This is a genomic window from Caballeronia sp. INML1, assembly GCF_023631085.1.
Classification (GTDB): Bacteria; Pseudomonadota; Gammaproteobacteria; order Burkholderiales; family Burkholderiaceae; genus Caballeronia; species Caballeronia turbans.
In genome coordinates, this window is sequence record NZ_JALQDT010000077.1 from 49,631 (window position 1) to 74,834 (window position 25,204).

The 25,204-nt window shown below is 58.0% G+C and carries 21 protein-coding genes; 17 read left to right on the plus strand and 4 right to left on the minus strand.

Going from position 1 to position 25,204, the window contains the following annotated elements:
- Positions 1 to 25: 25 nt before the first annotated feature.
- Genes NCR38_RS30695 through NCR38_RS34565 form a run of 3 tightly spaced genes read left to right on the plus strand, consistent with a single transcriptional unit; the run spans position 26 to position 2,593 of the window.
- On the plus strand, positions 26 to 1,978 hold the full coding sequence (locus NCR38_RS30695; protein ID WP_250478137.1) for an AMP-binding protein: 1,953 nt from the start codon (positions 26 to 28) through the stop codon (positions 1,976 to 1,978).
- A gap of 16 nt (positions 1,979 to 1,994) precedes the next feature.
- Positions 1,995 to 2,210, plus strand: a complete 216-nt coding sequence (locus NCR38_RS30700) for an NAD(P)-binding domain-containing protein (RefSeq protein ID WP_250478138.1) — start codon at positions 1,995 to 1,997, stop codon at positions 2,208 to 2,210.
- 41 nt (positions 2,211 to 2,251) lie between these two features.
- Complete coding sequence (locus NCR38_RS34565) at positions 2,252 to 2,593, plus strand: NAD(P)-binding domain-containing protein (RefSeq protein ID WP_409219322.1); 342 nt, start codon at positions 2,252 to 2,254, stop codon at positions 2,591 to 2,593.
- Between the two features lie 320 nt (positions 2,594 to 2,913).
- Here NCR38_RS34565 and NCR38_RS30705 read toward each other — a convergent pair whose 3' ends face one another.
- On the minus strand, positions 2,914 to 3,579 hold the full coding sequence (locus NCR38_RS30705; RefSeq protein WP_250478139.1) for a TetR/AcrR family transcriptional regulator: 666 nt from the start codon (positions 3,577 to 3,579) through the stop codon (positions 2,914 to 2,916).
- A 311-nt stretch (positions 3,580 to 3,890) separates the two neighbouring features.
- Between NCR38_RS30705 and NCR38_RS30710 the strand changes: the two genes are divergently transcribed.
- The 5 genes from NCR38_RS30710 to NCR38_RS30730 all read left to right on the plus strand — a co-directional run bounded on the left by NCR38_RS30710 (position 3,891) and on the right by NCR38_RS30730 (position 10,314).
- Positions 3,891 to 4,895 carry a substrate-binding domain-containing protein gene (locus NCR38_RS30710; protein ID WP_250478140.1) on the plus strand — a complete coding sequence of 335 codons (1,005 nt, stop codon included), beginning with the start codon at positions 3,891 to 3,893 and terminating at the stop codon, positions 4,893 to 4,895.
- Between the two features lie 344 nt (positions 4,896 to 5,239).
- On the plus strand, positions 5,240 to 6,871 hold the full coding sequence (locus tag NCR38_RS30715) for an FAD-binding oxidoreductase (protein ID WP_250478141.1): 1,632 nt from the start codon (positions 5,240 to 5,242) through the stop codon (positions 6,869 to 6,871).
- A 38-nt stretch (positions 6,872 to 6,909) separates the two neighbouring features.
- Positions 6,910 to 8,163, plus strand: a complete 1,254-nt coding sequence (locus NCR38_RS30720) for a CaiB/BaiF CoA-transferase family protein (protein WP_250478142.1) — start codon at positions 6,910 to 6,912, stop codon at positions 8,161 to 8,163.
- 205 nt (positions 8,164 to 8,368) lie between these two features.
- A complete protein-coding gene (locus NCR38_RS30725; protein ID WP_250478143.1) occupies positions 8,369 to 9,781 on the plus strand; it encodes a sodium:solute symporter family protein in 1,413 nt (470 codons plus the stop codon).
- Between the two features lie 11 nt (positions 9,782 to 9,792).
- Complete coding sequence (locus tag NCR38_RS30730) at positions 9,793 to 10,314, plus strand: gamma carbonic anhydrase family protein (RefSeq protein WP_061121993.1); 522 nt, start codon at positions 9,793 to 9,795, stop codon at positions 10,312 to 10,314.
- A 772-nt stretch (positions 10,315 to 11,086) separates the two neighbouring features.
- On the opposite strand, the gene NCR38_RS30735 is transcribed toward NCR38_RS30730, so the two are convergent.
- Positions 11,087 to 13,285 carry a hybrid sensor histidine kinase/response regulator gene (locus NCR38_RS30735; RefSeq protein ID WP_250478144.1) on the minus strand — a complete coding sequence of 733 codons (2,199 nt, stop codon included), beginning with the start codon at positions 13,283 to 13,285 and terminating at the stop codon, positions 11,087 to 11,089.
- Positions 13,286 to 13,568: 283 nt separating this feature from the next.
- On the opposite strand from NCR38_RS30735, the gene NCR38_RS30740 reads away from it, so the two are divergent.
- Complete coding sequence (locus tag NCR38_RS30740; RefSeq protein ID WP_250478145.1) at positions 13,569 to 14,294, plus strand: LysR family transcriptional regulator; 726 nt, start codon at positions 13,569 to 13,571, stop codon at positions 14,292 to 14,294.
- A gap of 109 nt (positions 14,295 to 14,403) precedes the next feature.
- Here NCR38_RS30740 and NCR38_RS30745 read toward each other — a convergent pair whose 3' ends face one another.
- Entirely contained in the window at positions 14,404 to 15,246 is an 843-nt protein-coding gene (locus NCR38_RS30745) for an IclR family transcriptional regulator C-terminal domain-containing protein (RefSeq protein WP_250478146.1), read from the minus strand.
- Positions 15,247 to 15,364: 118 nt separating this feature from the next.
- Between NCR38_RS30745 and NCR38_RS30750 the strand changes: the two genes are divergently transcribed.
- From NCR38_RS30750 to NCR38_RS30775, 6 genes are all read left to right on the plus strand, one after another.
- On the plus strand, positions 15,365 to 16,624 hold the full coding sequence (locus NCR38_RS30750) for an aromatic ring-hydroxylating dioxygenase subunit alpha (RefSeq protein ID WP_250478147.1): 1,260 nt from the start codon (positions 15,365 to 15,367) through the stop codon (positions 16,622 to 16,624).
- A gap of 14 nt (positions 16,625 to 16,638) precedes the next feature.
- Positions 16,639 to 17,109, plus strand: a complete 471-nt coding sequence (locus NCR38_RS30755) for an aromatic-ring-hydroxylating dioxygenase subunit beta (RefSeq protein WP_409219326.1) — start codon at positions 16,639 to 16,641, stop codon at positions 17,107 to 17,109.
- Between the two features lie 158 nt (positions 17,110 to 17,267).
- Positions 17,268 to 18,239 carry an FAD-binding oxidoreductase gene (locus NCR38_RS34390; protein WP_250478149.1) on the plus strand — a complete coding sequence of 324 codons (972 nt, stop codon included), beginning with the start codon at positions 17,268 to 17,270 and terminating at the stop codon, positions 18,237 to 18,239.
- Positions 18,240 to 18,544: 305 nt separating this feature from the next.
- Positions 18,545 to 19,537 carry an NADPH:quinone reductase gene (locus tag NCR38_RS30765; RefSeq protein WP_061119736.1) on the plus strand — a complete coding sequence of 331 codons (993 nt, stop codon included), beginning with the start codon at positions 18,545 to 18,547 and terminating at the stop codon, positions 19,535 to 19,537.
- A 169-nt stretch (positions 19,538 to 19,706) separates the two neighbouring features.
- Complete coding sequence (locus NCR38_RS30770; protein WP_061119737.1) at positions 19,707 to 20,543, plus strand: IclR family transcriptional regulator; 837 nt, start codon at positions 19,707 to 19,709, stop codon at positions 20,541 to 20,543.
- Positions 20,540 to 21,346 carry an IclR family transcriptional regulator gene (locus NCR38_RS30775; protein WP_250478150.1) on the plus strand — a complete coding sequence of 269 codons (807 nt, stop codon included), beginning with the start codon at positions 20,540 to 20,542 and terminating at the stop codon, positions 21,344 to 21,346. The genes NCR38_RS30770 and NCR38_RS30775 overlap by 4 nt, the downstream gene beginning before the upstream one ends.
- A gap of 129 nt (positions 21,347 to 21,475) precedes the next feature.
- Here the strand turns inward: NCR38_RS30775 and NCR38_RS30780 are convergent, their stop codons facing one another.
- The gene (locus NCR38_RS30780) at positions 21,476 to 22,819 is read right to left on the minus strand and encodes an MFS transporter (protein WP_250478151.1); all 1,344 of its coding nucleotides are present in this window, start codon (positions 22,817 to 22,819) and stop codon (positions 21,476 to 21,478) included.
- 336 nt (positions 22,820 to 23,155) lie between these two features.
- On the opposite strand from NCR38_RS30780, the gene NCR38_RS30785 reads away from it, so the two are divergent.
- Both NCR38_RS30785 and NCR38_RS30790 read left to right on the plus strand, forming a co-directional pair.
- Complete coding sequence (locus tag NCR38_RS30785; protein WP_250478152.1) at positions 23,156 to 23,968, plus strand: alpha/beta fold hydrolase; 813 nt, start codon at positions 23,156 to 23,158, stop codon at positions 23,966 to 23,968.
- A gap of 19 nt (positions 23,969 to 23,987) precedes the next feature.
- Complete coding sequence (locus NCR38_RS30790; protein ID WP_061119741.1) at positions 23,988 to 25,190, plus strand: LLM class flavin-dependent oxidoreductase; 1,203 nt, start codon at positions 23,988 to 23,990, stop codon at positions 25,188 to 25,190.
- Positions 25,191 to 25,204 lie beyond the last annotated feature (14 nt).

Consider the following 25,204-nt stretch of genomic DNA (forward strand, 5'->3'; position numbering starts at 1 on the left):
GCGAGACAAGCCTATCGGAGCGCGTATGGATCACCGACCGAAACCGGTTTGGGCGCCTACTGACCATGACGTCACGACTGCGCAGGTTACTTCACTCGCGGAAACGCTTGGACAGAAGGATTTTGACAGCTTGTACGCATGGTCAATCGCCCATCCGGATGAGTATTGGGAAGGGGTGATACGGTGGCTTGGCATACGTTGGCGGGAGCCGTACTCATCATATGTCGACCTATCTAAGGGCAAGGCGTTTCCCCGTTGGTTCCCGGGTGGCAAGATCAACTGGGTCGAGAGCATCTTCGCGCCTTGCATGAACGACGGGCGCAGCGAACGACTAGCAGTCGTCTCGGAGGACGAGGGCGGGCGGGTCGTCGCACGTACTTTCGCGCAATTGCACGAGGATGTCCGTGCGTTCGCGGCGGGGCTGCAGAAAGCTCATCTCGGCGCTGGCGACCGGGTCGGCCTGCTCATGGAAAATAGCTTTGAAGCGGTCGTCTCGTTCTTGGCAATTTCGTGGATCGGTGCAGTCGCTGTGCCGCTCTTCTCCGGGTTCGGGGCGGACGCTATTGTCGCGCGGCTGATGGGCTGTGAAGCGAAAGGGCTAATTTGCACGGCCGGATATACGCGGCGCGGAAAGCCGGTGCGAATGGGCGAGACGATTGAGGCATGCGCGGCGGCACTCGCCTCGCTAAGTGTGGTGATTACCAAGCCGACGCGCGGTATGCCGCTCCAACCCATCGCTGGGGCGCTGAATTGGTACGACGTAACAGCGGCGGGCCGCGCAGATCCACTTGTCAACCCGCTGCTCGTTGAAGCGGATACGCCCTTTATGATCGTCTATACGTCGGGCACCACTGGCAAGCCAAAGGGCACGGTTCACACTCACGGCGGTTTTCCTCTGAAAATTGGCCACGACGCTGCGGTGTACTTCAACCTCGGCCCAGGCGATACTTGGCTGTGGCCAGCCGATATGGGGTGGGTCGCCGGTCCTATCACGATTGCTGGTGCGTTGTTGCGGGGCGCGACCCTGGTGTGCTACGGCGGCGCACCGGACTGGCCTGACTGGTCACGCTTGCCGCATTTAATTCGCCGGCATGGCGTTACCCACTTCGGCGCGTCGCCTACACTGATCCGCTCACTCGCAGCGCATCGATCGTCGATCTCGCGTTACGATCTCGAGTCCATCCGGCTTGTAATCACGGCGGGTGAGGTGATCGACACCGATACTTTCTGCTGGTATGGCCGCGCCTTCGACTGTCCCGTAATCAATTTCACAGGCGGTTCTGAGGCTTCGGGCGGACTGCTTGCGAACGTGGTCGTCAAACCGATCGTTCCCGGCGGCTTTAACGCCGTCGCACCCTCAATCCGGGTTGACGTCCGCGGGGGCGACGGACAACCGGTGCGCGGCAAGATGGGCGAATTGGCTGTGCTCGAGCCGTTCGTTGGGATGACGCGCTCGTTCTGGAACGATGCTGAACGTTATTTGGACACATATTGGCGCAGCATGCCCGATATCTGGATTCACGGCGATCTTGCGATCCAGTACGACGATCACATGTTCTTCCTTTACGGCCGCTCCGACGACACGCTTAAGATCGCGGGCAAGCGCGTAGGGCCAATAGAGATCGAAGACGTCGTCGTGAGCTTACAAGCGGTGGCAGAAGTGGCGGCGGTAGGCATCGCAGATCCGCAAAAGGGGCACCGACTCGTCGTGTTCGTCGTTCCCGACGAAATGTCGACAGAGGCGCAAACCGATGACGACCTTTGCGAGCAAATCAAGAGGATCGTCGCGCGAAAAGTCGGCCGGGAATTCGCGCCATCGGAGGTGCATGTCGTCGGCGAACTTCCAAAGACACGAAGCGGAAAGGTGATGCGGCGTCTCATTAAACGCGCATACGAGCGGCAGCCGCTCGGTGACATTGCGTCACTGGAAAACCCGGGCGCACTCTGCGCAATCCGCGCCCTGAGTCGAACCGATTGAATGGGAAGGGGGCAGTATGAAGATCGGTTTCGTCGGTGCTGGCCGGATGGGTTATCGAATGATCGGGAACCTGCTGCACCACCGACATGAGGTGTGTGTATTTGACAATGACGAGGCCGCGCTAAGACGCGTCGCAGAGCGTGGGGCGGCGGCTGCTTCACTCGCCGAGGTCGCGCGTCAGGAAATCGCAATTACGATGCTGCCGACGCCCGATGTCTCGCTGCAGGTGTAGAAGGCGACGCTGGTCTATTTGCGCTCACGCCGCGCAAAACGTTGCTGCTCGAATGCTCCACTGCCGACGTCGTGACGATCGAACGACTCGGCGTGAGGGGGACGCGGGCGGGCGCGCAGTTCGTCGATGCTCCACTGACAGGCGGCGTAGAAGGTGCGGAAGCCGGAACGCTAACGTTCATGGTGGGAGGTACGGGCGCACAAGTCACGCGCATCCGCCCCGTGTTGGAGGCGATGGGCGAGCGCATTCTCCACAGCGGGCCGTTCGGTAGCGGCAGCAAAATGAAACTCGTTACCCACATGATCTGCGCAACCAACTTGATGGTCGCCGCGGAAGCGCGGACACGGGCTCAAGCTGGGACTCGACGCGCAGTCAATGTATGACGTAATCGCAAACGGCACCGGGTGTTTGGCGCATACTACCCTCTACCAGGAGTCGTGCCCGGCGCCGCCGCGAGCCGGCGTTTCGCCCAACCGACGTTTCCAGTGACCGGCATGGCGAAGGACATGCGTTGCGCGCTCGACGCGGCGCGCGGCGTAGACGCGATTACCCCTCTACATAGCGTCGCGGAGAACCTGCTCAGGACTACTGCCAACATTTCGACAGGACGCTCGACTGGACCGCGGTCTCGACGATGTTCGGTTCGCGTCGCTTTTACCCGGATCTGCCGGGGGCTGGCGATTTTTTGTAACCTTGACTGAGATTACTTGAAGCCAAGGCCTCGGGCCATGAAGGTGCTAAGTGCTTCGATTACTTCTTCCGGCTCGGTGCGATCACGCAACGACCAGCGGCGCAATGCGATCATGGTCGGCAGGAATGTGACAATGTTTGCAGCGATATGAAGATTGCCGAAATCGAGCCGGGTCTCAGAACTGGCCGTCGAAAGAATCCCCTCAAACATCGCGATGAACTCCTCGACACGCGCAAGGATCACTTTACGAGACCGCTTGTCGAGCAGATGGCTATTTTGATAAATCAGCATGATCTCGTCCTGGTGCTCGTACATGATGCGTGCGACCGTACGCAGCGCCCCTGAAACTTGCGTTGCCGGCGCCGCGGATTCGTCAAGTGCCTGTTTCACCTTGAATTGGTACTCGGCAATAATCCGATCGCAGACAAGGTACAAGATGTCATCCTTCGATTTGACATAGTTATAGATCGTCCCCTGTGTCATATCGGCTGCACGTCCTATGTCGCGTACCGTTGCCTCATGAAATCCCTTTTCTATAAAAACTCTGATAGCCGCACGGACTAGTATGTCGCGGCGCTCTTGCACGAGCGTTTCGTCGCGAGTATTTGTTTTGACGATGCGCGCGCGAGGCTTGCGGACTGTGGGAGACTGGTCGTTGGAAGATGCATCGGATTTCATGCGTATATGCGAATGGAGAGTTTGTTCGAGCATCATTTCGCGGACTTGAATACTCGACGGAAGATGTGGCCAAGCGGTCGGCAAAGACGTAACTGACTGACGGCTCAGTCACTACAGTGTATGCCATCGCGCGTCCGAGGACAATTCTTGCTATTTCCTTGCGTTATACCGGCGCCTCCGCTACGTCCTTGGAGCGATCGGCCACCAGGATCGTCATTTTGGCAACTCAGATAAAATTGGAGTCGCCGCCTTCGATCCACGCATCCCGTGGGGGTCAGGCGGGCGCCGCCCTTTGCGGATCTGGATAGCCAATGATTAGCCTCAAACAGGTAGCTGCACTGGCGGGCGTGTCAACATCAACTGTGTCGCGAGCGCTGGCCGCACCAGAGCGCCTTCATCCGAAGACACTGAAAAAAGTGAAGGACGCCATTGAGTCGCTCGATTACCTGCCGTACGCGCCCGCACGGGTCTTACGCTCCGGGCGGTCGCAGTCAATCGGCATTGTGGCGCCAACCTTGATGAACGAGCTCTACGCGCGGGCAGTTGACACGCTGGAAGGAGAATTCCTTCGCATCGGTTACACGGGGCTGCTGACCTGTCATCGCGACGATCCCGATCTGGAACTGACCATCGTACGCACCCTGATTGAACGGCGAGTCGATGGTCTGGCGTTGATCGGGACGAACCACCATCCCGATCTTCTCGCACTTGTGCGGAAACAGAAGCTTCCATACGTGCTGATGTGGGCGACCGACGCCTCCGCTCTCCATCCGAGCGTCGGTTATGACAACCGTTTGGCGATGGCTCGCGTCGCGGAGCACCTAGTGCGGCTCGGACATCAGCGGTTCGCTGTGCTGCCTGGACCGATCGGAGTGCCATTAGCGGCTACACGGCTTAACGGCGTGCGACAAGCCCTAGCCATCCACGGAATACGCCTGGAGGCGCGCGATGTGGTCCCGACGCGATACGATCCGGGGGAAATCCGTGAAGCGACTCGTCGACTTATGCACACAGGGGTGCGGCCCAGCGCGCTGGTGTGCGGCAACGATATGATTGCTGCCACGGTACTGGCCGAATGCCGGGAACTCGGAATCGACGTGCCTTCGGAGGTGTCGATTACGGGATTCGGTGACTGGGACATCGCATCTTTGACGTTTCCCCCGCTCACGACCATTCGCTCCGACGCGGTTAGGATCGGCAAACTCAGCGCGAAGAACCTTTTGCGCCAAATCAACGCAACGGGCACGAGCGAGTGTCAACAGGACCAATTTGAAGCTGAGCTGATCGTGAGGCAGAGCACTGCCCGGGCTGCATGATGCACAAGCAAGCGTCACATTCGCTTTGCTACCAGATTGCGGGCGCTTTTTAGCAGACTTGGTTTAGACCTATTTGACTGTGACACCGCGCAGGCGCGCGCTTCTCTCCGCTTCTCTTCTCTTCGATCGCTCGATCAGAATGCCACCTCGCGCCGATCTGTAGCTCTTAGCCACCCCGTCAAGCAATTCGTCCACGGCGTGCGCGGCCGACTCCCACGTAAACCCTAGCGCGATCAGCGTTGACACGGTTGCGCACGCGCCGATACTCTATGCCAACGATTGCAAAACGCTAAATCGATGTTTTGTCGAGGAAATATAGCTGGTTTAACCAGAAGGTGACAACGTTGGCAAACCTGAAAAAGGAGATGCAGATGCAGAAGCGACGCCGCAAGTTCTATGGGTGGGGCTACGAGGGCGAAGATGTGTCCAACGACGAGCTCGTCGAATTTGAAAAAGCATGGACCCGCTTGCTAGGGGTGTCAGATTTCGAACCGGTGCCGTTTCCGCGGCCCGAAATGATCAAGCTGCGTGCCCCCCGGATAGCCGTGCCCGAATCGCTCAAGTCGATCTGCACGGTCGATCATCATGAGCGGCTCTATCACACATATGGAGCGTCGACGATTGACGTTGCTCGTGCGATCCGCGGCGAGTTCGACAATCCGCCCGACGTTGTAGCGTATCCGAACAGCGAAGACGATATCGTCGCGTTGTTCCGTTGGTGCGAAGACGCGAACCTCGCGGCGGTGCCATACGGCGGTGGCACGAGCGTGGTCGGCGGCGTGAACCCGCCGACGCATGACCGGTACCGCGGCGTCGTGACGATCGACATGCAGAACTTTGACAAGGTGCTCGAGATTGACCACAGATCGCAGGCCGCGCGCATCCAAGCAGGCGTGCTGGGCCCGCACCTCGAGCAGCAGTTGAAGGCCAGTGGACTGACGCTGCGCTTCTTCCTGCAGGCGTGGGAGTTCTCTTCGCTCGGTGGCTGGATCGCGACGCGCGCTGCGGGCCATTTTGCGACGGCCTACACGCAGATCGACGACCATATCGAGAGCCTACGGGTCGTGACGCCGGCGGGCAGCATCGAATCTCGTCGTTTTCCGGTGTCCGGCGCGGGCCCGAATCCCGACCGGATGTTCCTTGGCTCAGAGGGTGCGCTCGGCATCATCACCGAGGCATGGGTCAGACTGCATCGCAGGCCGACGCATCGTCGCATGACGAGCGTGCGTTTCGCGGACTACAATCGCGCCGTCGAAGCCGTGCGTGTTATTTCACAGTCTGGCCTTAATCCGGCGAATGCACGCCTCGTCGAGCGGGAAGAAGCACAGTACACAGGTTCCAGTGATGGCACCTATGACATTCTGGTGCTTGGCTTCGAATCGGCCGACCACGCCGTTGACGTTTGGATGCACCGCGCGCTCGAAATTTGCGGCGATTTTGGCGGTCAATGGGACCGCGGTGGGCCTGCAGACAACGACATCGGGCGCGATGCGTCGGCGAAGAGCTGGCGCGACAAGTTTTTGCGCGGACCCGCGTTGCGCGAACACGCGATCGCGCGTGGCGTGATGCGCGAGACGATGGAAACGGCGATCACGTGGGATCGCTTCGCGCAACTGCGCGAACATGTGAAGTCCGAGACCCACCGCGCGATCAAGGAAGTTACCGGCCGTCCCGGTTCGGTGACCTGCCGTTTCACACACATCTATCCGGATGGACCCGCGCCGTATTTCACATGGTTCGCATACGGCGATAAGCGCCGCATTCCTGAACAATACATGGCCATCAAGCAGATCGCCGAACAGTCGATGGTAGATGCAGGCGGTACCGTTACGCACCATCACGCGCTCGGACGAGATCATCGCCCCTGGTACGACAAGGAGCGTCCAGAGTTATTCTGCTCAGCGCTGCGCGCGGCAAAGCAAACCCTCGATCCTCGTGCAATCTTGAACCCCGGAATTCTCTTCGATCCGTCGTAAAGGGCCACAACAACGATGCGTCAAAACTGGAGATATCAATGAAAGGAGTGCTTTCCGGTATCCGGGTGCTTGATCTCAGCCGAATTCTTGCCGGACCGTGGTGTACCCAGCTCCTCGCTGATCTCGGCGCCGACGTCGTCAAAGTCGAGCGCCCGGGCAGTGGCGACGATACCCGCGCGTGGGGGCCCCCGTTCGCGCCTGGCCCCGACGGGGCGCCGAGCCGTGAGTCTGCTTATTTCCTTGCAGCGAATCGCGGCAAGCGCTCGATAGCGATCGACTTTAGCGTAGCGGCCGGGCAAGATGTAGTGCGAAAACTCGCAGCCAATGTCGACGTCGTAATAGAGAACTTCAAATTCGGTGACATGCGCCGTTATGGACTGGACTATTCGACGTTGCACGCGGTGAATCCGAAGCTTGTCTATTGCTCGATCACGGGGTTCGGACAGAGCGGCCCGTATCGGGAACGTGCCGGCTATGATTTCGTGATCCAGGCGATGGGCGGCTTAATGAGCGTCACTGGCGAGCGCGACGATCTGCCCGGGGGCGGCCCCCAGAAGTGCGGCGTGCCAATTTCCGATTTGATGACCGGCATGTATGCGACTGTGGCGATCCTTGGAGCGCTTAACGAACGCCATGTGAGCGGGCTCGGCCAGCATATCGACATGAGCCTGCTGGACACGCAGATTGGCTGGCTTGCCAATCACGGGCTCAACTATCTCGTCTCGGGCGACAACCCTAGACGTTGGGGTAACGCTCATCCAAATCTCTGTCCTTATCAGTCGTTCGATGCAAGCGATGGTGCGATGATCGTCGCCGTCGGTAATGACCGGCAATTTCAGTCTCTTTGCCGAGTGCTTGGACTGGACCAGATTGCGTCGTTGCCCGAATTCGCATCGAACAGCGGCCGTCTGGCTAATCGTGAACTTTTGGTCCAGCAGATCCAGCGCGCGCTGGCCAGCGGTACGCGTGAACGATGGCTCGCCGAACTAGAAGCAGCGGGAGTGCCGGCGGGTCCGATCAATTCTGTTGCACAGGCGCTCGCGGATCCACATGTTCTCGAGCGGGGCATGACGTTTTCCCTACCGCATGCAATGGGTTCGGAGGTGCCGCAGATTGCCAATCCGATCAAGTTCTCTCGCTCGCCGGTCCGATATGACCGTCCGCCGCCCGCTCTGGGCGAACACACCGACGAGGTGCTGACAGCGGCGGGTCTTTCTGACGCAGCAATCGCGGGCCTCAGAGAATCCGGCGTAATAGGGGCATGTAATCTGCGGACACCTGTTCCCAGCTGACTTGGGGCCTTGCAAAGCGACGACGAAGGATAGGTTTCAAATCGGCGCAGCACTGACAATGCTTCACCGACGACGCGGCTGCGGAGAATCGGCTCCGGGTCGCGTCAGTAGCAAGTTTGGCCTCGCGCCTTATCCACACGACAACAACTATTTGGATATCGGCTCTGAACAAATTTTGTAGTACTGAGAATGGTGGAGACGAGACATGCATCAGATCGACCCGACTGTAACCTACATTATCATCGGAGCACTCATCGCTTACATTGCGGCAACCGCGTTGCTAACCGTCAAATTGCGAAGCAGGGATTCAAGCGACTTCATGGTCGCCGCGCGTTCCATGCCGGCGATTGTCGTTGGCATTTTGATGATGTCAGAATTTGTGGGCGCGAAATCGACCATCGGTACGGCACAGGCCGCGTTCGAGTCCGGCTCCGCTGCGATGTGGGCAGTACTTAGCGCGGCGATCGGCTTCCCCTTATTTGGCATCTTTTTGGCGAAAAAACTCTATACGTCTGGGGAGTTCACGATTTCGGGCGCCGTTGCGAAGCGCTATGGCAGATCGACGCAGATCACAGTGTCACTCATCATGATATATGCGCTGCTCCTGGTCAACGTCGGCTACTACGTGAGCGGCGCTGCCGCTCTATCGACGATTCTTAACATCCCGCTCGGGCCTGCGGCGATCGTCACCGCGGTGGTCAGTACCTTCTATTGCGCGATTGGCGGGATGAAGAGCGTCGCATACGTATCCGTGGTTCACACGGTGGTGAAGTGTGTGGGCGTTGCCGTTGTGCTGGGCGTCGCGCTGACTTTGGCCGGCGGCATTCGACCAATGCTGGAACACATGCCGCAATTCAACTTCAGCGCCACAGGTAAAATTGGCTTTCCGACCATCTTTGCTTGGTCTATCGCGAACATCGGCGCGATCTTTTCGACGCAGTACATCATTCAGGCTGTGTCGTCGTTGAGAAGTGCGAACAGCGCGCGTACTTCGACATATATCGCGGGTGCATTGTGCATACCCGTCAGTATTGCGCTCGGGCTAATTGGTGTGGCCGCGAAGTATCTGTTTCCCGGAATGAAGAGCCTTTACGCCTTTCCGGTCTTCATGACATATATGTCGCCGTTACTCGCCGCAATAGTTGCAATATCACTGGCCGCATCCGTTTTCGTCGGTGTTTGCAGCGTATGTCTTGCCATCTCGTCATTGATCGTAAAAGATTTTTATAGCCCGATGCGTCACCCTTCGCCTGACCAGGAATTTCGGATGTCTCGATTGCTGGCGATTCCAATTGGTTTCGTACCGCTCGCGTTTGTGTTCTTCTTTCCCGAGGTGCTGCACCTGTCTTTCTTCACGCGCGCGATTCGCTTGTCAATAGCGGTAGTGGCAGTGCTCGGTTTCTACCTGCCGTTATTCAGCAGTAGCCGGGGCGCAACATTGGGGCTGCTGTGCGCAGTCCTTGCGACCACAGCGTGGTACGCGATGGGCGATCCATATGGCATCGACAATATCTACATTGCGTTGGCAGCGCCGCCGATCGTGATGGCGCTTGATCGACTTTTTCCAAAAGCGGCAGACAAACGTCAGGTGGCACCCATTACAAACAACGTCGAATAGGACCCTTTCATATGACTCTCTTTTCTCTCGCCGATGAGCGACCCCGAGTTTCGTCCGATGCTTACATTGCGCCCAATACCGTCCTGATCGGTGACGTGCGCATCGGTAGCGGCAGCAGCGTCTGGCCGCAAGCCGTGCTACGCGGTGATAACGATGCAATCTCGATTGGCGACGGCAGTAATATCCAAGACGGAGCGGTCGTGCATGCCGACCCCGGCCATCCCGTCGACATCGGCAACAATGTAAGCGTGGGCCATGCGTGCGTGTTGCACGGGTGTCGAGTGGGGAGCGGCACCCTGATTGGCATCCACGCGACGATTCTGAACGATGCATATATTCCAGAAGGCTGTATCGTTGGCGCCAACGCGTTGATTACTGAGGGCAAGGTGTTTCCGCCTCGTTCGCTAATCATCGGTTCGCCCGCGAAAGCTGTACGCCAACTTACGGGCGCGGAGATTCAGGCGGTTCTTACCAACGCGAAGGACTACGAGTCCAAGGCTGTGCGTTATAAGGAGGCACTCCAGGAAATTTGAAACGGCCACATTCGAAGATGGGTTGTGGTTAGAAGGCTCTTCCCCGACGCTTATGCAGCCGCTTGCCGCCACGGAATGAGCGGGCGGCGAGGTCGATTTTTCTAACGCTAAGCTGGAGGTTCATATCAGGCGACGAAATGTCGCCTGATTAGGAACCTTTTTACACAGATTGGTCGTGTATCACCGGAGGGGCTCTGATACCGCCCGGCGCGGGGGTGGACTCGCGACTGGCAGAATAATAGTGGCACTTCGGACACGCACAGACCGGTGACCGACGGACAACCTGTTTGCACACCGCCATCGGTAACCGTTGCTTCGCATGCGTTTGCCCAATCGTGTCAAGTTCGACATCGTTCGCGTTACCATCGCGAGGGTAACCGCCGGGTCCGGATGCGCAAAAGGATGCCGCATTTGCGCTAGGAGACAATCCAATAGTCTACTCGCGCCGCAATCCTGCCGATTTGAATTACTACCTTAACGGCCTGCCGATGCTTGTCGAGCCGTTGATGCGCCTCATTCGATGCGCACATCGCTTTGAATCCTCGGCAACTGCTGGTGCAGCGATCGAATCGAGGTTATCGACTGCGTTCGGCTGTGGTTTAAGCTACCTGTTGTAACGAGGGAGGCGGCCAATCGATTGCTTGGCAACAAAATGGCATCGCGCAAGGTCGACCTGTTGGCCAGCGTGCTGTATGCGTTCTGCAAAGTCCATATTCGCTTCCTGTAGCCATGTGGTTCCGAGCACAGCATTCCATAACGGACGATCGCAACGCTATGCACCCGCCGGCCGCGACAGTTTCACGCTCTGCAGCAGCGCCTGCAAGTCGTCGATATTGAACGGCTTGGAAAGAATCGTCACGCCGACATGTTTCGCGCGTTCAAGTTCATCGGCATAGCCCGTCATGAGCGCGATGGTCTGTTGTGGCCACTTCCGGCGAACTTTCTCCGCGACGTCGATCCCGCTATTCAAGCCCGGCATCTGCACATCGGAAAGAATCAGGTCGAAGGTCGCGCCATCCTCGAGTAGACTGAGCGCTGCATCGCCGGTCAGTTCGTGCCGCGAGTGCCAGCCGAACACTTCCAGAACCGCCGACAGTCCGGCTGCGACCTCTTCGTTATCCTCGACGAGCAGAATCGAGCCTTTTACCGGCGCTGTCGTGGGCGCGGGTGCAAGAGGCGATGCGACGGGATTTGTGCCGACGCTTTCTGTCGAACGCGGAAGGATGAGCGATACGGTCGTGCCTTCCCCAACGATGCTCTCGATACGCGCCGTCCCGCCCGCCTGCTCGCACATCGCGATGACCTGCGCGAGACCGAGTCCGGTGCCCGCATTCGCGGCTTTCGTCGTGTAGAGCGGTTCGAATGCGCGCTGCACGACCGTGGGCGCCATGCCGACGCCCGTATCGGAACAGGAGACCAGTACATACTCGCCGGGCTTGAGATTGCCGCTGCCCGTTTCGACGATGCTGTTCTCGCAGCGCACGACGAATTTTCCGCCGTGAGGCATCGCATCCTTGGCGTTGACCGCGAGGTTGATCAATGCCGACTGCAGTTCGGACGGATCGACGTAAATCGACCAAGTGCTCTCCGGAGCGTCGATATGCAAGCTGATACGGTCGCTGAGCGACATGCGAATCAGCGATGCGTCCTGTTCGAGCCATGCGCCGACATCGACGACTTCCTGACGCAGGGGCTGCTTGCGCGCCACGCTGAGCAGCCGCCTCGCCAGGCCCTCGGCCGTCACCGAGGCGCGTTCGACCGCTATGACTTCCTTCTCGAGCCCATTGAAGCCCTTGCGCCGCGCCAGTTCCATATTGGCTTTCACGACCATCAACAGATTGTTGAAGTCGTGCGCGACGTTCGCCACGAGATTGCCCAGCGCGCCCATGCGCTTCATCTGACGCGTCGTCTCCTCCGCCGAAAGACGCATGCCAAATTCCGCTTTCCACCTTTCCCATGCCGTTCGCTCGCGTCTGAGGCGTGTCAGGCTGAACGCGACCAGCAGCCAGATGCCGACACAAGGCACCAGCGTTGCGATGGCGATGAGACCGTCGTGCTTCAGCCACCTCGACATCACGACGGAAACGGGAATCCCGCTCGTCACATAGAGCGGATAGTCTCCCACTTGCCGATAGACGAGCAATTTCTGCACGCCATCGAGCGTCGAAAAAATTCTGAGGCGTCCGCTCTTGCCGTTAACGTGCACGGCTTCCATCAGAGGCTGATTGTTCGTGGGCGGTCTTCGTGCGCGCGGAGCGGGAAATCGCACGAGCGTCGTACCGTCGCCCCGAAACAGGCCGATGGTCAGCGCGCTGTCATGGATGGTCAGCCGCTGATAGAAAGACAGGAAATAGTCCCGCCGAAGCGAAATGACCAAAGCGCCGAGATAATGACCTGCGGCGTCGTAACGGGGAAACGTAAGGTTGAAGACGTCGATGACCGGGGCCGGAGTCCGTTCGGGTTGCGAAACGGCCATCTTTGCGCCGCCCACGGGCCTGTCGAAGAAACTGATGAGGCGTTCGTCGATGGATTGCAGTCCGACCGGGTAGGCGCTGCTGCTTGCTAAAAGATTGCGGTTGCGCCCGAATAACGTGATCGCGGCGACCGACGGTAGCCGCTGTGCGGTATCCGCAAGAAAGTCGTGAAGCGACTTTTGTCGCGCGCGTATTTCCGCATCGCCGTCGCCGCCCACCATGGTCAGCACGCGAAGCGACACCTCCTGACTGACATCGAAGACCTTCACAGCCTGTTCTTCGGCCACCCGCGAAAGTCGGTCGATGCCTTCCGACGAGTCGGAAAACCGACTTTGAAAGCCGAAATAGCCATACACAGCCAGAAAAAGCAGGGGCGTGACGATCGAAGCGACCAATGTCGCGATAAGCATGCGGCGCGTCGTGCCGAAGTCGCGTGGCGGCACAGGTATGTCCAGCGCTGAGCCGTCCGGATTGGATGTTTCCGGATGAATGATCATAAATATTGCGTCGGTATCGAGAACGGGAAGTCTATGGACATGTCCCGGCAGCGTCAAATGAGTATCGGCGCTGCATGCGCGGCGGCGAGGACGTGGCCTGAGTTTCCGAGCGATGGCGGGGAGGGCAGCGGCGGCGGACCGTGAGTTTCGTGGATTTGCATCGGCGAGGGGTCTTCGCCGCGCATCACGACTCGCTTTACTTTATAGTACTGACTATTGCCATCGCGCGCGCAACGGAAACCAGGGCTGATAATTGGGCTGTCGTTCGTTTAATGATGCCATCATGGAACAAATCGTTGTCGAAAGACTGACGGGGCTGATTGCTTTCGCGCGTGCCGCATCGCTTGGCAGCTATACGGCTGCCGCGCGTTCGCTGTCCGTTTCGCCATCGGCTATCAGCAAGAGCATCCAGCGGCTGGAGCAGCATTTCGGACTCAGCCTGTTCAGCCGGACCGCTCGCTCACTGACGCTGACGCCGAAGGGACGCGATCTTCTGGAGCGCACGCAACGCTTATTGCACGAGGCGGAAGGTAGAGCAAGGCGTCGCCGCCGCGCGCGCGGAGCGGCCGGAACGTCGCTCAGGCTAACGACGAAATCGCTGATCGAACTGCGGTTCTGCCTCCCCTCGGAGATGCCGCCAACGGCGGTATTTCGTCGGTCTGCGGGCTCAAACTTCGCCTGCTTCAGTTTTACGAACATGCGAGGCGCAGCAATCGAGGAAGTGAACCTCGCTGAGCACGTGGTGCGCGACGCGTCTACCGGGCTCTCCGGTGTGCTGCGTATCAGCGCCGCCGTGACCTTCGCGCGCATGCACGTCATACCCAAGCTGAAGACGTTCCTCGACCGGCACCCGAGCCTGTTGTCGTTCTGGCTTGCCGCGAAACTGACTAGCACATGCACGTTATCTAGGGAGGTGTGCTCAAGCGCCAATGAGGCAACATTGTTGTCTCGGGCTCTTTGTCCGGTGCTGGAACAATCGGCACTCCGAGCGAAAGCGACTGCGGAATAGGGCGTCGTGTTGCGTGTATAAAATTACCCGCCGATGACAATTCGGCGGAGTTGCATTTCCAATACGACCACCTGAAATTCACGGACCGTGAGTGGGGCATTGAATGCGATCATAGCGCTTTCTCAATCCTTTCTGCCACACGAAGCAAGACCGTTAGGAAACGGCCGGTCAATTCATTTGCGCTTACGCGCGCTGACGACACGCTCACACTCAAAGCTGCTTCGATGGTCCCTTCTCGATTCCGAACCGGCACGGCGATCGCTCGCATCCCCAGTTCGAGTTCCTCGTCGCTGATGGCGTAGCCGTCTGAATTAACGCGGCGGATAGAATCGAGCACCTGCTCAGGCTCATTGATCGTCCGGGAAGTGAGCTTTGTCATAGGCAACGCCAAGATGGCGCGCTCAATCTCTTCGTTCGTCTTCTGGGAGAGCAATACTCGACCTGTCGCAGAACAATAAGCAGGGAGGCGGCCGCCAAGCTTCGCCCCGGTCGATACGATGCGGATTGCCTCGGCGCGTCCGACAAACACTGATTGACCGTCATCGAGTACGGCGAGAGATACCGACTCCTGGAGCTCGTCGCGCGCAGCCGCGAGCAGCGGCTGCGCGATCTGCGCAACCGACGACGTACTGAGATATGCGCCGCCCAGCCGCAGCATCCGAGGCAGCGGTGAAAAAAACTTACCGTCGTGGGACAAGTACCCCAGGTCCACAAGTGTCAACAAACAGCGCCGGGCGGCCGGACGCGTGACGTTAGCTAACCGGGCCGCCTCGGCGACGGTCATCCGTGGGGATGCCGCACTGAATGCCTCGATGATGGCCAAACCCTTTGCAAGTCCACCCATTCCCTCCCGTAAGCGGGATCCGCCCTCGCCCTCAACTTCAGATTCCTGCTCAAAACCTGGCGCGCCGACGGACTCGTCAGCGTTGACTGCTTCGTTGGGGAATGTCATGATAGTTCCGTATTCGAACACTGTACGGTATTCGAACACATCCACCCGGCGGTGTCAAATGTCGAGCGGCATGGATTCAAGACGCTCGGCACATCAAATTTCGCGCAAGGAGAAACACTTGAACTTCATTCCCATCAAACCAGCGCCTCGTGCAGATATCAGGTGGCCCGAAAGAGGCTTGACGCGCGTGCCCTATACGGTGTTCCGAAGCGAAGCGGTGTACGCCGACGAGCAGGACAAAATTTTCCGCGGCGCAAACTGGAATTTTCTTTGCCTCGAAGTGGAAGTGCCGAACGCAGGCGACTTTCGCTCCACGTTCGTTGGCGACACCCCGGTCGTCGTCACGCGCGATGAAGACGGAGAGCTTTATGCGTTCGAGAATCGCTGTGCGCACCGCGGCGCAATGGTGTGCCTGGAGGATCAAGGCAATGCCAAGGACTTCAGCTGTGTCTATCACGCCTGGACCTATAACTTGCAGGGGGACCTGAAGGGTGTCGCCTTCAAGGACGGTATCAACGGCAAGGGGGGCATGAAGCCTGATTTCTGTATGGAAGATCACGGGCTACGCAAGCTACGTATCGAAACGCTGCACGGGCTTGTGTTTGGTAGCTTTTCGGACGATGTGGCGCCGCTGGAGGATTACCTCGGCGAAGAGATCGTGTCACGCGTCGCACGCATTTTGGATGGTCGGGTTCCGGTGGTGCTCGGCCGATTTACTCAAACGCTTCCAAACAACTGGAAGCTTTACGTTGAGAACGTCAAAGATTCCTATCACGCGAGTATCCTGCATCTATTTTTTACTACGTTCCAGTTGAACAAACTTTCGCAGCGCGGTGGAATCATTGTTGACCCAAGCGGAGCGCATCACGTCAGTTTCTCCGCGGTGGACCATACGAAGGATGACGCGGGAAGCGACTATTCGAAGCAGAACATTCGCTCGGAGAGCGGACATCGTTTAGAGGACGTGTCCATCCTCAAAGGCACCGACGAGTTCGGTGATGGCATTACGCTGCAGATCCTGTCCGTGTTTCCAGGCTTCGTGCTACAGCAGATTCAAAACGCCATCGCCGTGCGTCAGATCTTGCCGAGAGGCATCGAGGAAACCGAGCTGAACTGGACATATCTCGGATTCGACAATGACACGCCGGAGCTGCGGGAAATGCGCTTGCGGCAAGCTAACCTGGTTGGCCCCGCGGGATATGTCTCGATGGAAGATGGCTGCGTCGGAGGCTTCGTTCAGCGTGGTATCGAAGGCGCGGAAGGATCCTGCTCGGTACTTGAAATGGGTGGCGACACAGCCGATAGCAGCGAGAGCCGTGTAACAGAAGCCTCCATTCGAGGCTTTTGGAAGGCGTATCGCCACGCTATGAACTATTGATCGCAGGGGACCCCATCATGCAAGACGTTTTTCAGTTGATTGCGCGAGCGCAGGCTGAGTATGTGCGCTGCATAGACGATGGAGATCTCGCCGGATGGCCAGACTTCTTCGTCGACGAATGCATCTACAAAGTGACTACGGCTGAGAATCACAAGCGAGGTCTCGAGGCAAGTCTGATCTATGCGGCGTCGCGCGGCATGCTAATGGACCGGGTCGCGTCGCTGCGGGATGCGAACATTTACGAGCGTCATGCGTATCGACATCTACTCGGACAGCCCTACATCGTGTCGGAGGACCTCGACGTCGTCCGCAGCGAGACTTCGTTTATGGTCGTGCGCATCATGCGCGACGGAACGACGAGCCTATTCGTCACAGGGCGCTATCTTGATGCTTACGTGCGTAATGGGAACAGCGTGCGATTGCGTGAACGCGTTGCCGTGTGTGATAGCTCGCGCATTGATACTCTGCTCGCGCTGCCGTTGTAGAAGGTATTGCGTCCATGGTTGCGCGGGGTGTGCGCAGCCTTCATGACATCACGCCGGAATCGATACGAAAGCTAGTACGGACCGGTTAGCGATGAGTGTCCTCGAGCAATGTAAGCGTGCAGGTCACTCGTCGCCGTCAATGTTCATAAGGAGTGAATGTGGCTCATCATATCAACGTCGCCGCGAGCGACATCAGCTTCCAGTGCAACGACGGCGAGACCGTTCTTGATGCCGCCGAGCGGGCCGGCTTTGCACTCCCGTATTCATGTCGCAAGGGTGTGTGCGCCGAGTGTGTCGGAGAGGTAGTCAATGCGGAAGGGACGGAGAAGGCGCTCTTTTGCTGCACGCGTCCGACGACGGACTTGACCATCGTGCCTCGCAAGATCGAGAAGCGGGAGCGCATCGCGCGCAAGAAAGTTGATGCCTCGGTTTTTCGAATTACGCAGCCTGCGCCGGATGTGACAGTCCTACAACTTCGCCTGCCGATTGGAGTGCGCGCAAAGTTCAGAGCCGGCCAGTACCTGCAGGTTCATCTCGACGACAACACGGTTCGGAACTATTCGATGGCCAACCCGCCGCACCAGAATGACAGCGTGCATCTACACGTGCGCCGCGTGCCAGGTGGCCGTTTCTCGGACGGGGTGCTGAAAGAACTCGCAGTGGGAAGCAAGTTGCGGATAGAGTTGCCCTACGGCGAGTTCTTCTTTCGCGACGGGTCTACAAAGCCGGTAATTCTCGTTGCAACGGGAACGGGTTTCGCGCCGGTGAAGTCCATCATTGAAGATGCGCTCAAGCGCAAGTTTGCGCGTCCGTTGAAGTTGTATTGGGGCGCTCGCAACGAGAGTGACCTTTATTTTTTGGATCTTGCGCGTAAGTGGCACGACGAAGGGCACGTCGAACTCGTGCCTGTGTTGTCGCATCCTGACGCGATATGGGCTGGCCGCACAGGTCTTGTGCATCGCGCGGTACTTTCGGATCATCCGTCGCTCACTGCGTATCAGGTCTACGCATGCGGTAACCCGGCGATGACGCGTGCTGCACGTACGGAGTTCATCCGTGCGGGCCTGCTGGAAGATGAGTTTTTCTGTGACGCCTTCGTCCAGACCGACGTGCTCGAAACTGTGCTCTAAGAATGGTCGATCCGCCCCAAAAAATTCTGGTCTACGCCCCAGCAGAACGAAGAACTTGCACTACCTTTGTGTTCCCTGGCATGTGGTCGAGCGCACGGCTCAACAATGCGACCCTGTCGTTCGTATCCGTACCGTTTTGCCTTCCGACTTATACAGCTTAACCACAAATCCATACGCCATCCGGCTTTGAAAGCTCTAAATGAGCAGACGTCTGCGATTGTCCGCGCTGACATCTATAATGCTGAGCAATTCCCACGACCCGACGGAAGCGGGGCGAATCCAACAATTTTTCGAAAAGATCATTCATGAAAGCCGCGTTCTACGAAAGACAAGGCGATGCCGTCGATGTCCTCAGGATCGGCGACTTCCCTGACCCATTACCGGCGCGTGGCGAAGTACGGGTCAAGATCGCGGTCTCCGGTCTGAATCCGTCCGACATCAAGGCCCGTACCGGCTTCACAGGTGCTCCGATGCGTTTCCCACGGGTGATTCCCCACCAGGATGGCAGTGGAACCATTGACGCGGTCGGCTCCGGTGTATCAGAGGAACGGATCGGAGAAAGGGTATGGGTGTTCAAGGCACAAACAGAACGGCCTTTCGGCACTGCGGCAGAATATGTAGTCCTCCCGTCCCGCCTGGCGGTCCCGCTCGGCAACGATGCATCGTTCGAGACGGGGGCATCTATTGGGATTCCAGCGATTACCGCTCACCGCTGCCTGTTCGCCGATGGCGATTTGCGTGGAGGGCGTGTGCTAGTGCATGGTGGCGGCGGCGGAGTAGGTACGGCCGCGATTCTCCTTGCGAAGTGGGCAGGCGCATGGGTCGCCGCGACGGTGAGTAACGAGACCCAGGCCGATGCGGCCAGAAACGCAGGTGCCGATGTCGTAATTTTTCGCCATTCAGAGGATGTTGCGCAGCGTGTCCTGACGGCCACAGGGGGTGTAGGCGTCGACCGTATCGTTGACGTCGACATAGTCGCGAATGTGCACATCGATCTTGCCTGTCTTGCAACGGACGGCGTCGTGACTGCTTATTCCAGTAGTCGTTCAGATGCGACGCTTGAAATACCCTTCCGTCCAGCGATGTTTGGCGGTCATGTTTTTCGATTCGTGTACCTTTATTCGATGTCCGAGAGGTCGATTCAAGACGCAGTGCGGGATATATCAGCGTGCATCAGCGCCAGGGCATACTCGCCGACGATAGGGCAGCAGTTCCCGCTCGAAAAAGTCGTGGATGCGCATCTCGCGCAGGAGAGCGGGACGGTGGTAGGGAAGATTCTTGTGAAAATCGGGAGCTAGCCTTCATGGGATGGCTATGATCGGCCCGGGTGTTTAGGTTGCATCGAGGCGTGACGGTTTATCGAGCGATCCAACGTCAGAGTCCGATGGCCCGGTCCTGCCTTCGTCCGACAGGCTGAGCGAGCTTGGTGAAATGGTAAACTGAGCGTACTTACGGGGGGCGGCGGAGATGAATTCAGAGAAGTCGACAGAAGAAGTCGCGTATCGCAATCAAGCGGCGCAACGAGTCCTGTCGGTTCTGAGCTTCCTGATCGACGAAGAGGGCAGCACGAGTGTCTCGCGGTTGGAAGCCGAGCTGTCACTCAGCCGCATTATCATTTCCAGGGCCTTGGATACGCTAGAGTCAGCGGGCTTCGTGATCTCCTCCGGTGACAAGAAAACGGTTTCGTTGGGTTACCGCGTTCTTGGACTGAGCAACGGCAAGGTCGACGACTTCGACATACGGGCACTTTGCCATCCGTATCTCATTGCCTTGCACGAACTTACCGGCGAGAGCGTCTTTCTCTCGATTATTGCCGGGGACAACCGAGTGCCGGTCGAGGTGATCGAAGCGAAGGGGCCGCGCGTCGCGCATAGTCAGCGAGGGCTTTCCGTGCCTTTGCATGTCGGCAAGACGTCCAGGACGCTGCTTGCATTTCTCGATGACCAAGACATTGAAGACTTCTTGCGCGCTGCTGCGCCAATCGATCAATATGTCGATTTCTCCACCGCGTCCAAGTACGAAACCGTGGATGACGTCTGGAAAGACATCCAAACCGTTCGAAGAGACGGATCAATCATGTGGCACGGCGCAGAACAGTTTGGCGCGCTTTACCTCGCATTCCCATTACTTGACCGGGCCAACCGTCCTCACGCGGCTATCACCATTGGCGGTCCGCGTGAAAGGTTCAGTCAAGCGCGGGCAGAAGAATTACTTCCGCAAATACGGACGATCCTGCGCCCGCTTCAAGAGCGAGCCCGATTGATACCGGCATCGCCGATCTTTGTGACACGTGAACACTCATGAGCAGTTCCGCGCTTCGAGCTCTGACGCTCCTTGAGATCATATGCACCGCTGAAGCGCCGATCGGCGTCACGGCTCTCGCCAATCAGCTTGGCCTTTCTGTTGCGACAGTATTTCGCAGTCTAGATGCGCTTGAGCGCCTAGGTTATGTCGCTCGGTTCCAGTCTTCCACTGACTTCGTTGCCGGGGATACGACAAAACGATTGCGTCAGACGGGATTCGCGCGTTTTTTTCTTCGCGATGTCGCTCTGCCGTACATGAGACAGATTGCGTTTGCGACTGGAGAGTCGGTGACGCTGACTATGCCTGTCGGTTGGTATGGTGTCACGGTTGCGACCGTTGCAGGGACCAATCCAATCAGGACGGCCTCTGCGGTGGGTTCCATCGGCGAATTATCGCGCGACCTTCCATCGAAAGTACTCTTGGCTTCGTTGGACGGACTAGAATATCAGCGCTTTGTCGCATGGGCTAGGAAGGAAGGAGTAACGCTCAAGAACGATCTGCCTCGCGAGCTGGACGCCATACGCTCCAACGGATATGGATGCGAGGCATTCAAGTTTGCGGAAGGACGAGCATCGATTGCGCTGCCAATCCGCTTGAGTAGCCGCACGCTAGGCGTCCTCGCCATCGAAGGCCCTGTGCTTGATTCTCAGAATCAGCGTGCCGACGATAAGAAGATCCGCGACTGGCGTCAGATCGTGACGTCGATTGAGACCAGAATCGCGGACCAGCCGGCATTGTTCGAGAATCCGTATGCTCACATCGATCCCGACACTATCAGCTTGCCGGTTACGCAAGTCCGGTAGCCAGTGCTGTAGTCGCGTGCCGATCGATCCAGATGACTGACCTGACTGACCGGCATTCGCTTATCACCTTGAGTGGGTTGCGCCTCGAAAGGCGCAGGATTATTCATCGTCTGTGTCGATAGACTGCGATTACGTTACCGCGGCCTCTGTACGCTTGCTCTCGCTGTAAATCCAACGCATCACGAACGTCACCGCAGCGCCGAGGAGCACTGGAGCCGCCGCGATTCGAAAGATCTCGTCGATTGACAGTTGGGCGCTGTATAGCACGCCAGCGAGCAAGGGCCCGAGAATTCCGCCCAGCCGCCCCATGCCAAGGGCCCAGCCTGTTCCGGTCGCTCTTAAGCCCGTGGGATAAAAGTGGATCGCGAGCGCGATTGTTCCCTTTTGTCCGCCGCTTACGCAAAAGCCAACTGCAAACGCTGCGCACATCAGTACCTTTGGTTCTGCCGAGATAGACGATGCCATCCATAACATTGACGCAGCGCCGCCGAGATAAAGCGCGGCGAGTGTCAGGTAGGGCCCGGTCCGATCCATCAACGGCCCGATGACAAACGCGGCACAGAAGCCGCCTATCGTAGTCAAGGTCGTTACCCATACGATGGAATCTGTCGCGTACTTCAAAGAGTGAAGCATAGTCGGCAGCCAACTTTGAATGAAGTAGAACACGCCCAGATTCAGGAAAACGAGTATCCAGAGACAGATGGTGCCTCTGCGCTCGGCCGATCCAAGCAAGCCCAGCACGCCGATACGATCAGATTCGGTCGTCGAGTTGACGAAGCGCGCGCCTCGAATATTGGGCAGGGTGGGGTAGTGGCGGCGCAGAAGTTTCTCGACTGTGTCGGTTCGCCCTTTGCGCAGTGCAAAGTAGATCGATTCCGGCAGAAATTTCCAAAGAAGATACGTCAGGGCGAGCGGTGTTACTCCGCCAACGAGAAACACCGACCCCCAGTGGTAGCGCGACAGCAAGGCGCCAGCAACGAATCCTGACGCGACAAAACCGAGCGAATAGCAGCAGTAAATCAACATCACCGCCGTGGCACGAAACCTTTTCGGACTGTATTCCGAAGTTAATGCGATCGCGCTCGGAATGGCACCACCTAGGCCGATGCCTGCCAGAAACCGGAACGCGATGACCTCCGACACGTTGGTGGCGAAGGCTGTCGCAAGCGTGAACAGCGAGAACACGACCCAAGAGGCGATCATCAGTCGCTTGTGACCGATGCGCGGGGAAAGTGGCGATACGACGAGAAATCCCACCATCAGTCCGATCAGCGCGGCGGAAAATAACGGACCGAGTTCCGCGCGCTTGAGCTGCCATTGGGCGGCCATGTGAGGAACCGCATAACTGATGCACTGCGTGTCGAAACCATCGACGAAGAGGACAAGACCGCAGAGAAGAATGATGAGGTAATGCCGCTTTCCCATCTTCCCTTCATCGATTAAATCTTCGATACATAAGGTGCGTCCCGTCACAATCGTCTCCTTGTTTTCATATAGGAACCCTCATCGATCACCGCGCTTGAAGTGGCATGGGGGGTGTGTCATGCCGCTGGCGGGTTCGCAGTGCGAGGTGAGATCTACGTTGCGAACAAACACTATGTGAAATGTCATTTCACATATATTCATCCTAGGGTGTGGTGGCGTCCGTTGTCAACTAATCTCTTCCGCCTCATTGGACAGGGCCGTGGCGATGCCTGCGATTGGACGCTTGGTGACCAAAATCTAAGGATTTGGAGCATTGACGTCGATCCCAGGCAGCTCATATTCTGAATTAAGTGAAATGTATTTCACATACTGTCAAGGAGAGATATGGCTACTAGCAGGCTTACCGTCAACAAACTTGATATCGATGTCCTTCGCGCCGGTCATGGCCGTGTGCTGCTCTTTCTGCATCCGCATCTCGGGCGCGCCAGTTCAGTGGACGTGCTGACTGCTCTAAGCGAGTCATTCGATGTAATCGCACCGTCCCATCCAGGCTTTGATCAGTCGTCCATCAATGACGATTTCGATTCGGTCGACGACCTCGCGTACTTCTATCTCGATCTGTTGGGGGAGCTCGATCTAAAAGATGTCGTTTTGGTCGGAAGCTCATTCGGAGGCTGGGTCGCGTTGGAGATGGCGGTGAAGTCCGTCGAGCGCATCGGTCAGGTCGTTTTGATCGACTCAGTAGGCGTCAAGTTCGGACACCCGACAGATAACGACATTGCCGACGTGTTTTCGATGTCGGAAGCGGCCTTCGCCGAACATGCCTATTTCGATCTTCGCTTCGCGCCTCCGCCGAGGGATCGGCTCACTGACGAGGAGCTGTTGACCGTTGCCACGAACCGCGAGGCTTCCGCGCGATTCGCATGGCTACCGTGCCTTTACAACCCTAAACTCAGGCAGCGACTGGGTCGCGCGGACAGACCTACGTTGGTTATCCAAGGTGCGAATGATGCAATAACCGCGCCTTCATATGGTCGTGAGCTTGCTGCAGCGCTGCCGTGCGCCGAGTACCGCGAGATCGTCGACGCGGGCCACTTTCCACATATCGAACAGCCTGCCGTGGTTGCGCGGGAGATCGTCAGCTTCGTCCAGCGAGTCGCGTCGCAACATGAAGCAGCCGTGTCGATCGAGCAGTGAAACGTCAAGGAGGTTAATAATGAATGTCTTCTATTTCACCGAGCAGCCTTACCCCGATGCTTGGAATCCCGAGGCAACGTCGCTGCGTGTGACGCTGCCGAATAGCGAGTGCGATCCTTCGGTGATGGCCGACTTATATGCTCGCTACTTCGACGAATGGATGCTCGCGGATGAACTCGGCTTCGACCTTATGGTCAACGAGCATCACGCCACGGCCACCTGCTTGTCATCCGTCGCTGGCGTCACGTTATCGATTCTAGCAAGACAAACGAAACGCGCCCGCCTGCTCACGCTCGGTTATCCGATCGCCAATCGGCTGGATCCGGTACGAATCGCGGAGGAACTCGCGATGATCGACGTGATCTCCCACGGCCGGCTGGAAATGGGCTTCGTCAGAGGTGTCCCTTACGAACTCGGTGTCACGCAGAAATCCGCTGTCGGCATGACCGACCGTTTCTGGGAAGCGCACGACTTGATCTTGAAGGCGCTGAGCACGCGGGACGGCCCCTTCAACTGGCAGGGAAAGCATTTCCAGGCGCGCAATGTCAACGTCTGGCCTCGACCTTACCAGGATCCGCACCCGCCGGTCTGGATCTCCGGACGAAGCCGAAGCAACATCCGCGATATTGCGTCGCGCGGACACGTCTTCGCCACGTTCCTGAGCGGAAAGCAGACGGCAGGCATGTTCGACTACTACCGGGAGGTTGCGGCCGAGCTCGGACATGCCACGCCTTCTGCGGATCGCTTCGCCTACCTCGGGATCGTCGCCGTCGCTGATACGCATGACAAAGCCATGCAGCGCGCACGGATCCTCGTGAATTACCTGCGAACCTCGGCGCTGGTTGCCGAGCCATTCGACAATCCGCCCGGTTATATGTCAGCGGCCGACAGTGCGCGCATGATGCGGGCGAATGGAAAGCGCACCGCGAAGTCAGCATCCGGCAAAGCGGTCGATGTTCATAGCGGCTCGATCGAAGAACTCATCGATGCCGGTGCGATGTTCGTCGGCACGCCGGATGAGGTGTATGAGCAGATCGCCGCTTTCGATGACGACGTAGGCGGCCTCGGCAACCTTCTCATGATGGGCCATGCCGCGTCGCTCTCACATGCCGACACGGTGGACAACCTGACTCTGTTTGGCAAGGAAGTATTGCCTCGCCTCAAGCAGCGCTCGGCGTCGCGCATCACTGTCTCTCGTGAGCTCGAACAGGCAGGCACGTAAGCAGCAACGGTGTT

Excerpts from the sequence above, each read along its gene's own strand:
- NCR38_RS30775 (WP_250478150.1), top strand. The coding sequence starts at position 20,540 with ATGAGCAGTTCCGCGCTTCGAGCTCTGACGCTCCTTGAGATCATATGC.
- NCR38_RS30745 (WP_250478146.1), bottom strand. The coding sequence starts at position 15,246 with ATGACATTCCCCAACGAAGCAGTCAACGCTGACGAGTCCGTCGGCGCG.
- NCR38_RS30785 (WP_250478152.1), top strand. The coding sequence starts at position 23,156 with ATGGCTACTAGCAGGCTTACCGTCAACAAACTTGATATCGATGTCCTT.
- NCR38_RS30740 (WP_250478145.1), top strand. The coding sequence starts at position 13,569 with ATGGAACAAATCGTTGTCGAAAGACTGACGGGGCTGATTGCTTTCGCG.
- NCR38_RS30730 (WP_061121993.1), top strand. The coding sequence starts at position 9,793 with ATGACTCTCTTTTCTCTCGCCGATGAGCGACCCCGAGTTTCGTCCGAT.
- NCR38_RS30770 (WP_061119737.1), top strand. The coding sequence starts at position 19,707 with ATGAATTCAGAGAAGTCGACAGAAGAAGTCGCGTATCGCAATCAAGCG.
- NCR38_RS30710 (WP_250478140.1), top strand. The coding sequence starts at position 3,891 with ATGATTAGCCTCAAACAGGTAGCTGCACTGGCGGGCGTGTCAACATCA.
- NCR38_RS30695 (WP_250478137.1), top strand. The coding sequence starts at position 26 with ATGGATCACCGACCGAAACCGGTTTGGGCGCCTACTGACCATGACGTC.
- NCR38_RS30700 (WP_250478138.1), top strand. The coding sequence starts at position 1,995 with ATGAAGATCGGTTTCGTCGGTGCTGGCCGGATGGGTTATCGAATGATC.
- NCR38_RS30765 (WP_061119736.1), top strand. The coding sequence starts at position 18,545 with ATGAAAGCCGCGTTCTACGAAAGACAAGGCGATGCCGTCGATGTCCTC.
- NCR38_RS30725 (WP_250478143.1), top strand. The coding sequence starts at position 8,369 with ATGCATCAGATCGACCCGACTGTAACCTACATTATCATCGGAGCACTC.
- NCR38_RS30790 (WP_061119741.1), top strand. The coding sequence starts at position 23,988 with ATGAATGTCTTCTATTTCACCGAGCAGCCTTACCCCGATGCTTGGAAT.
- NCR38_RS30705 (WP_250478139.1), bottom strand. The coding sequence starts at position 3,579 with ATGAAATCCGATGCATCTTCCAACGACCAGTCTCCCACAGTCCGCAAG.
- NCR38_RS30720 (WP_250478142.1), top strand. The coding sequence starts at position 6,910 with ATGAAAGGAGTGCTTTCCGGTATCCGGGTGCTTGATCTCAGCCGAATT.
- NCR38_RS30735 (WP_250478144.1), bottom strand. The coding sequence starts at position 13,285 with ATGATCATTCATCCGGAAACATCCAATCCGGACGGCTCAGCGCTGGAC.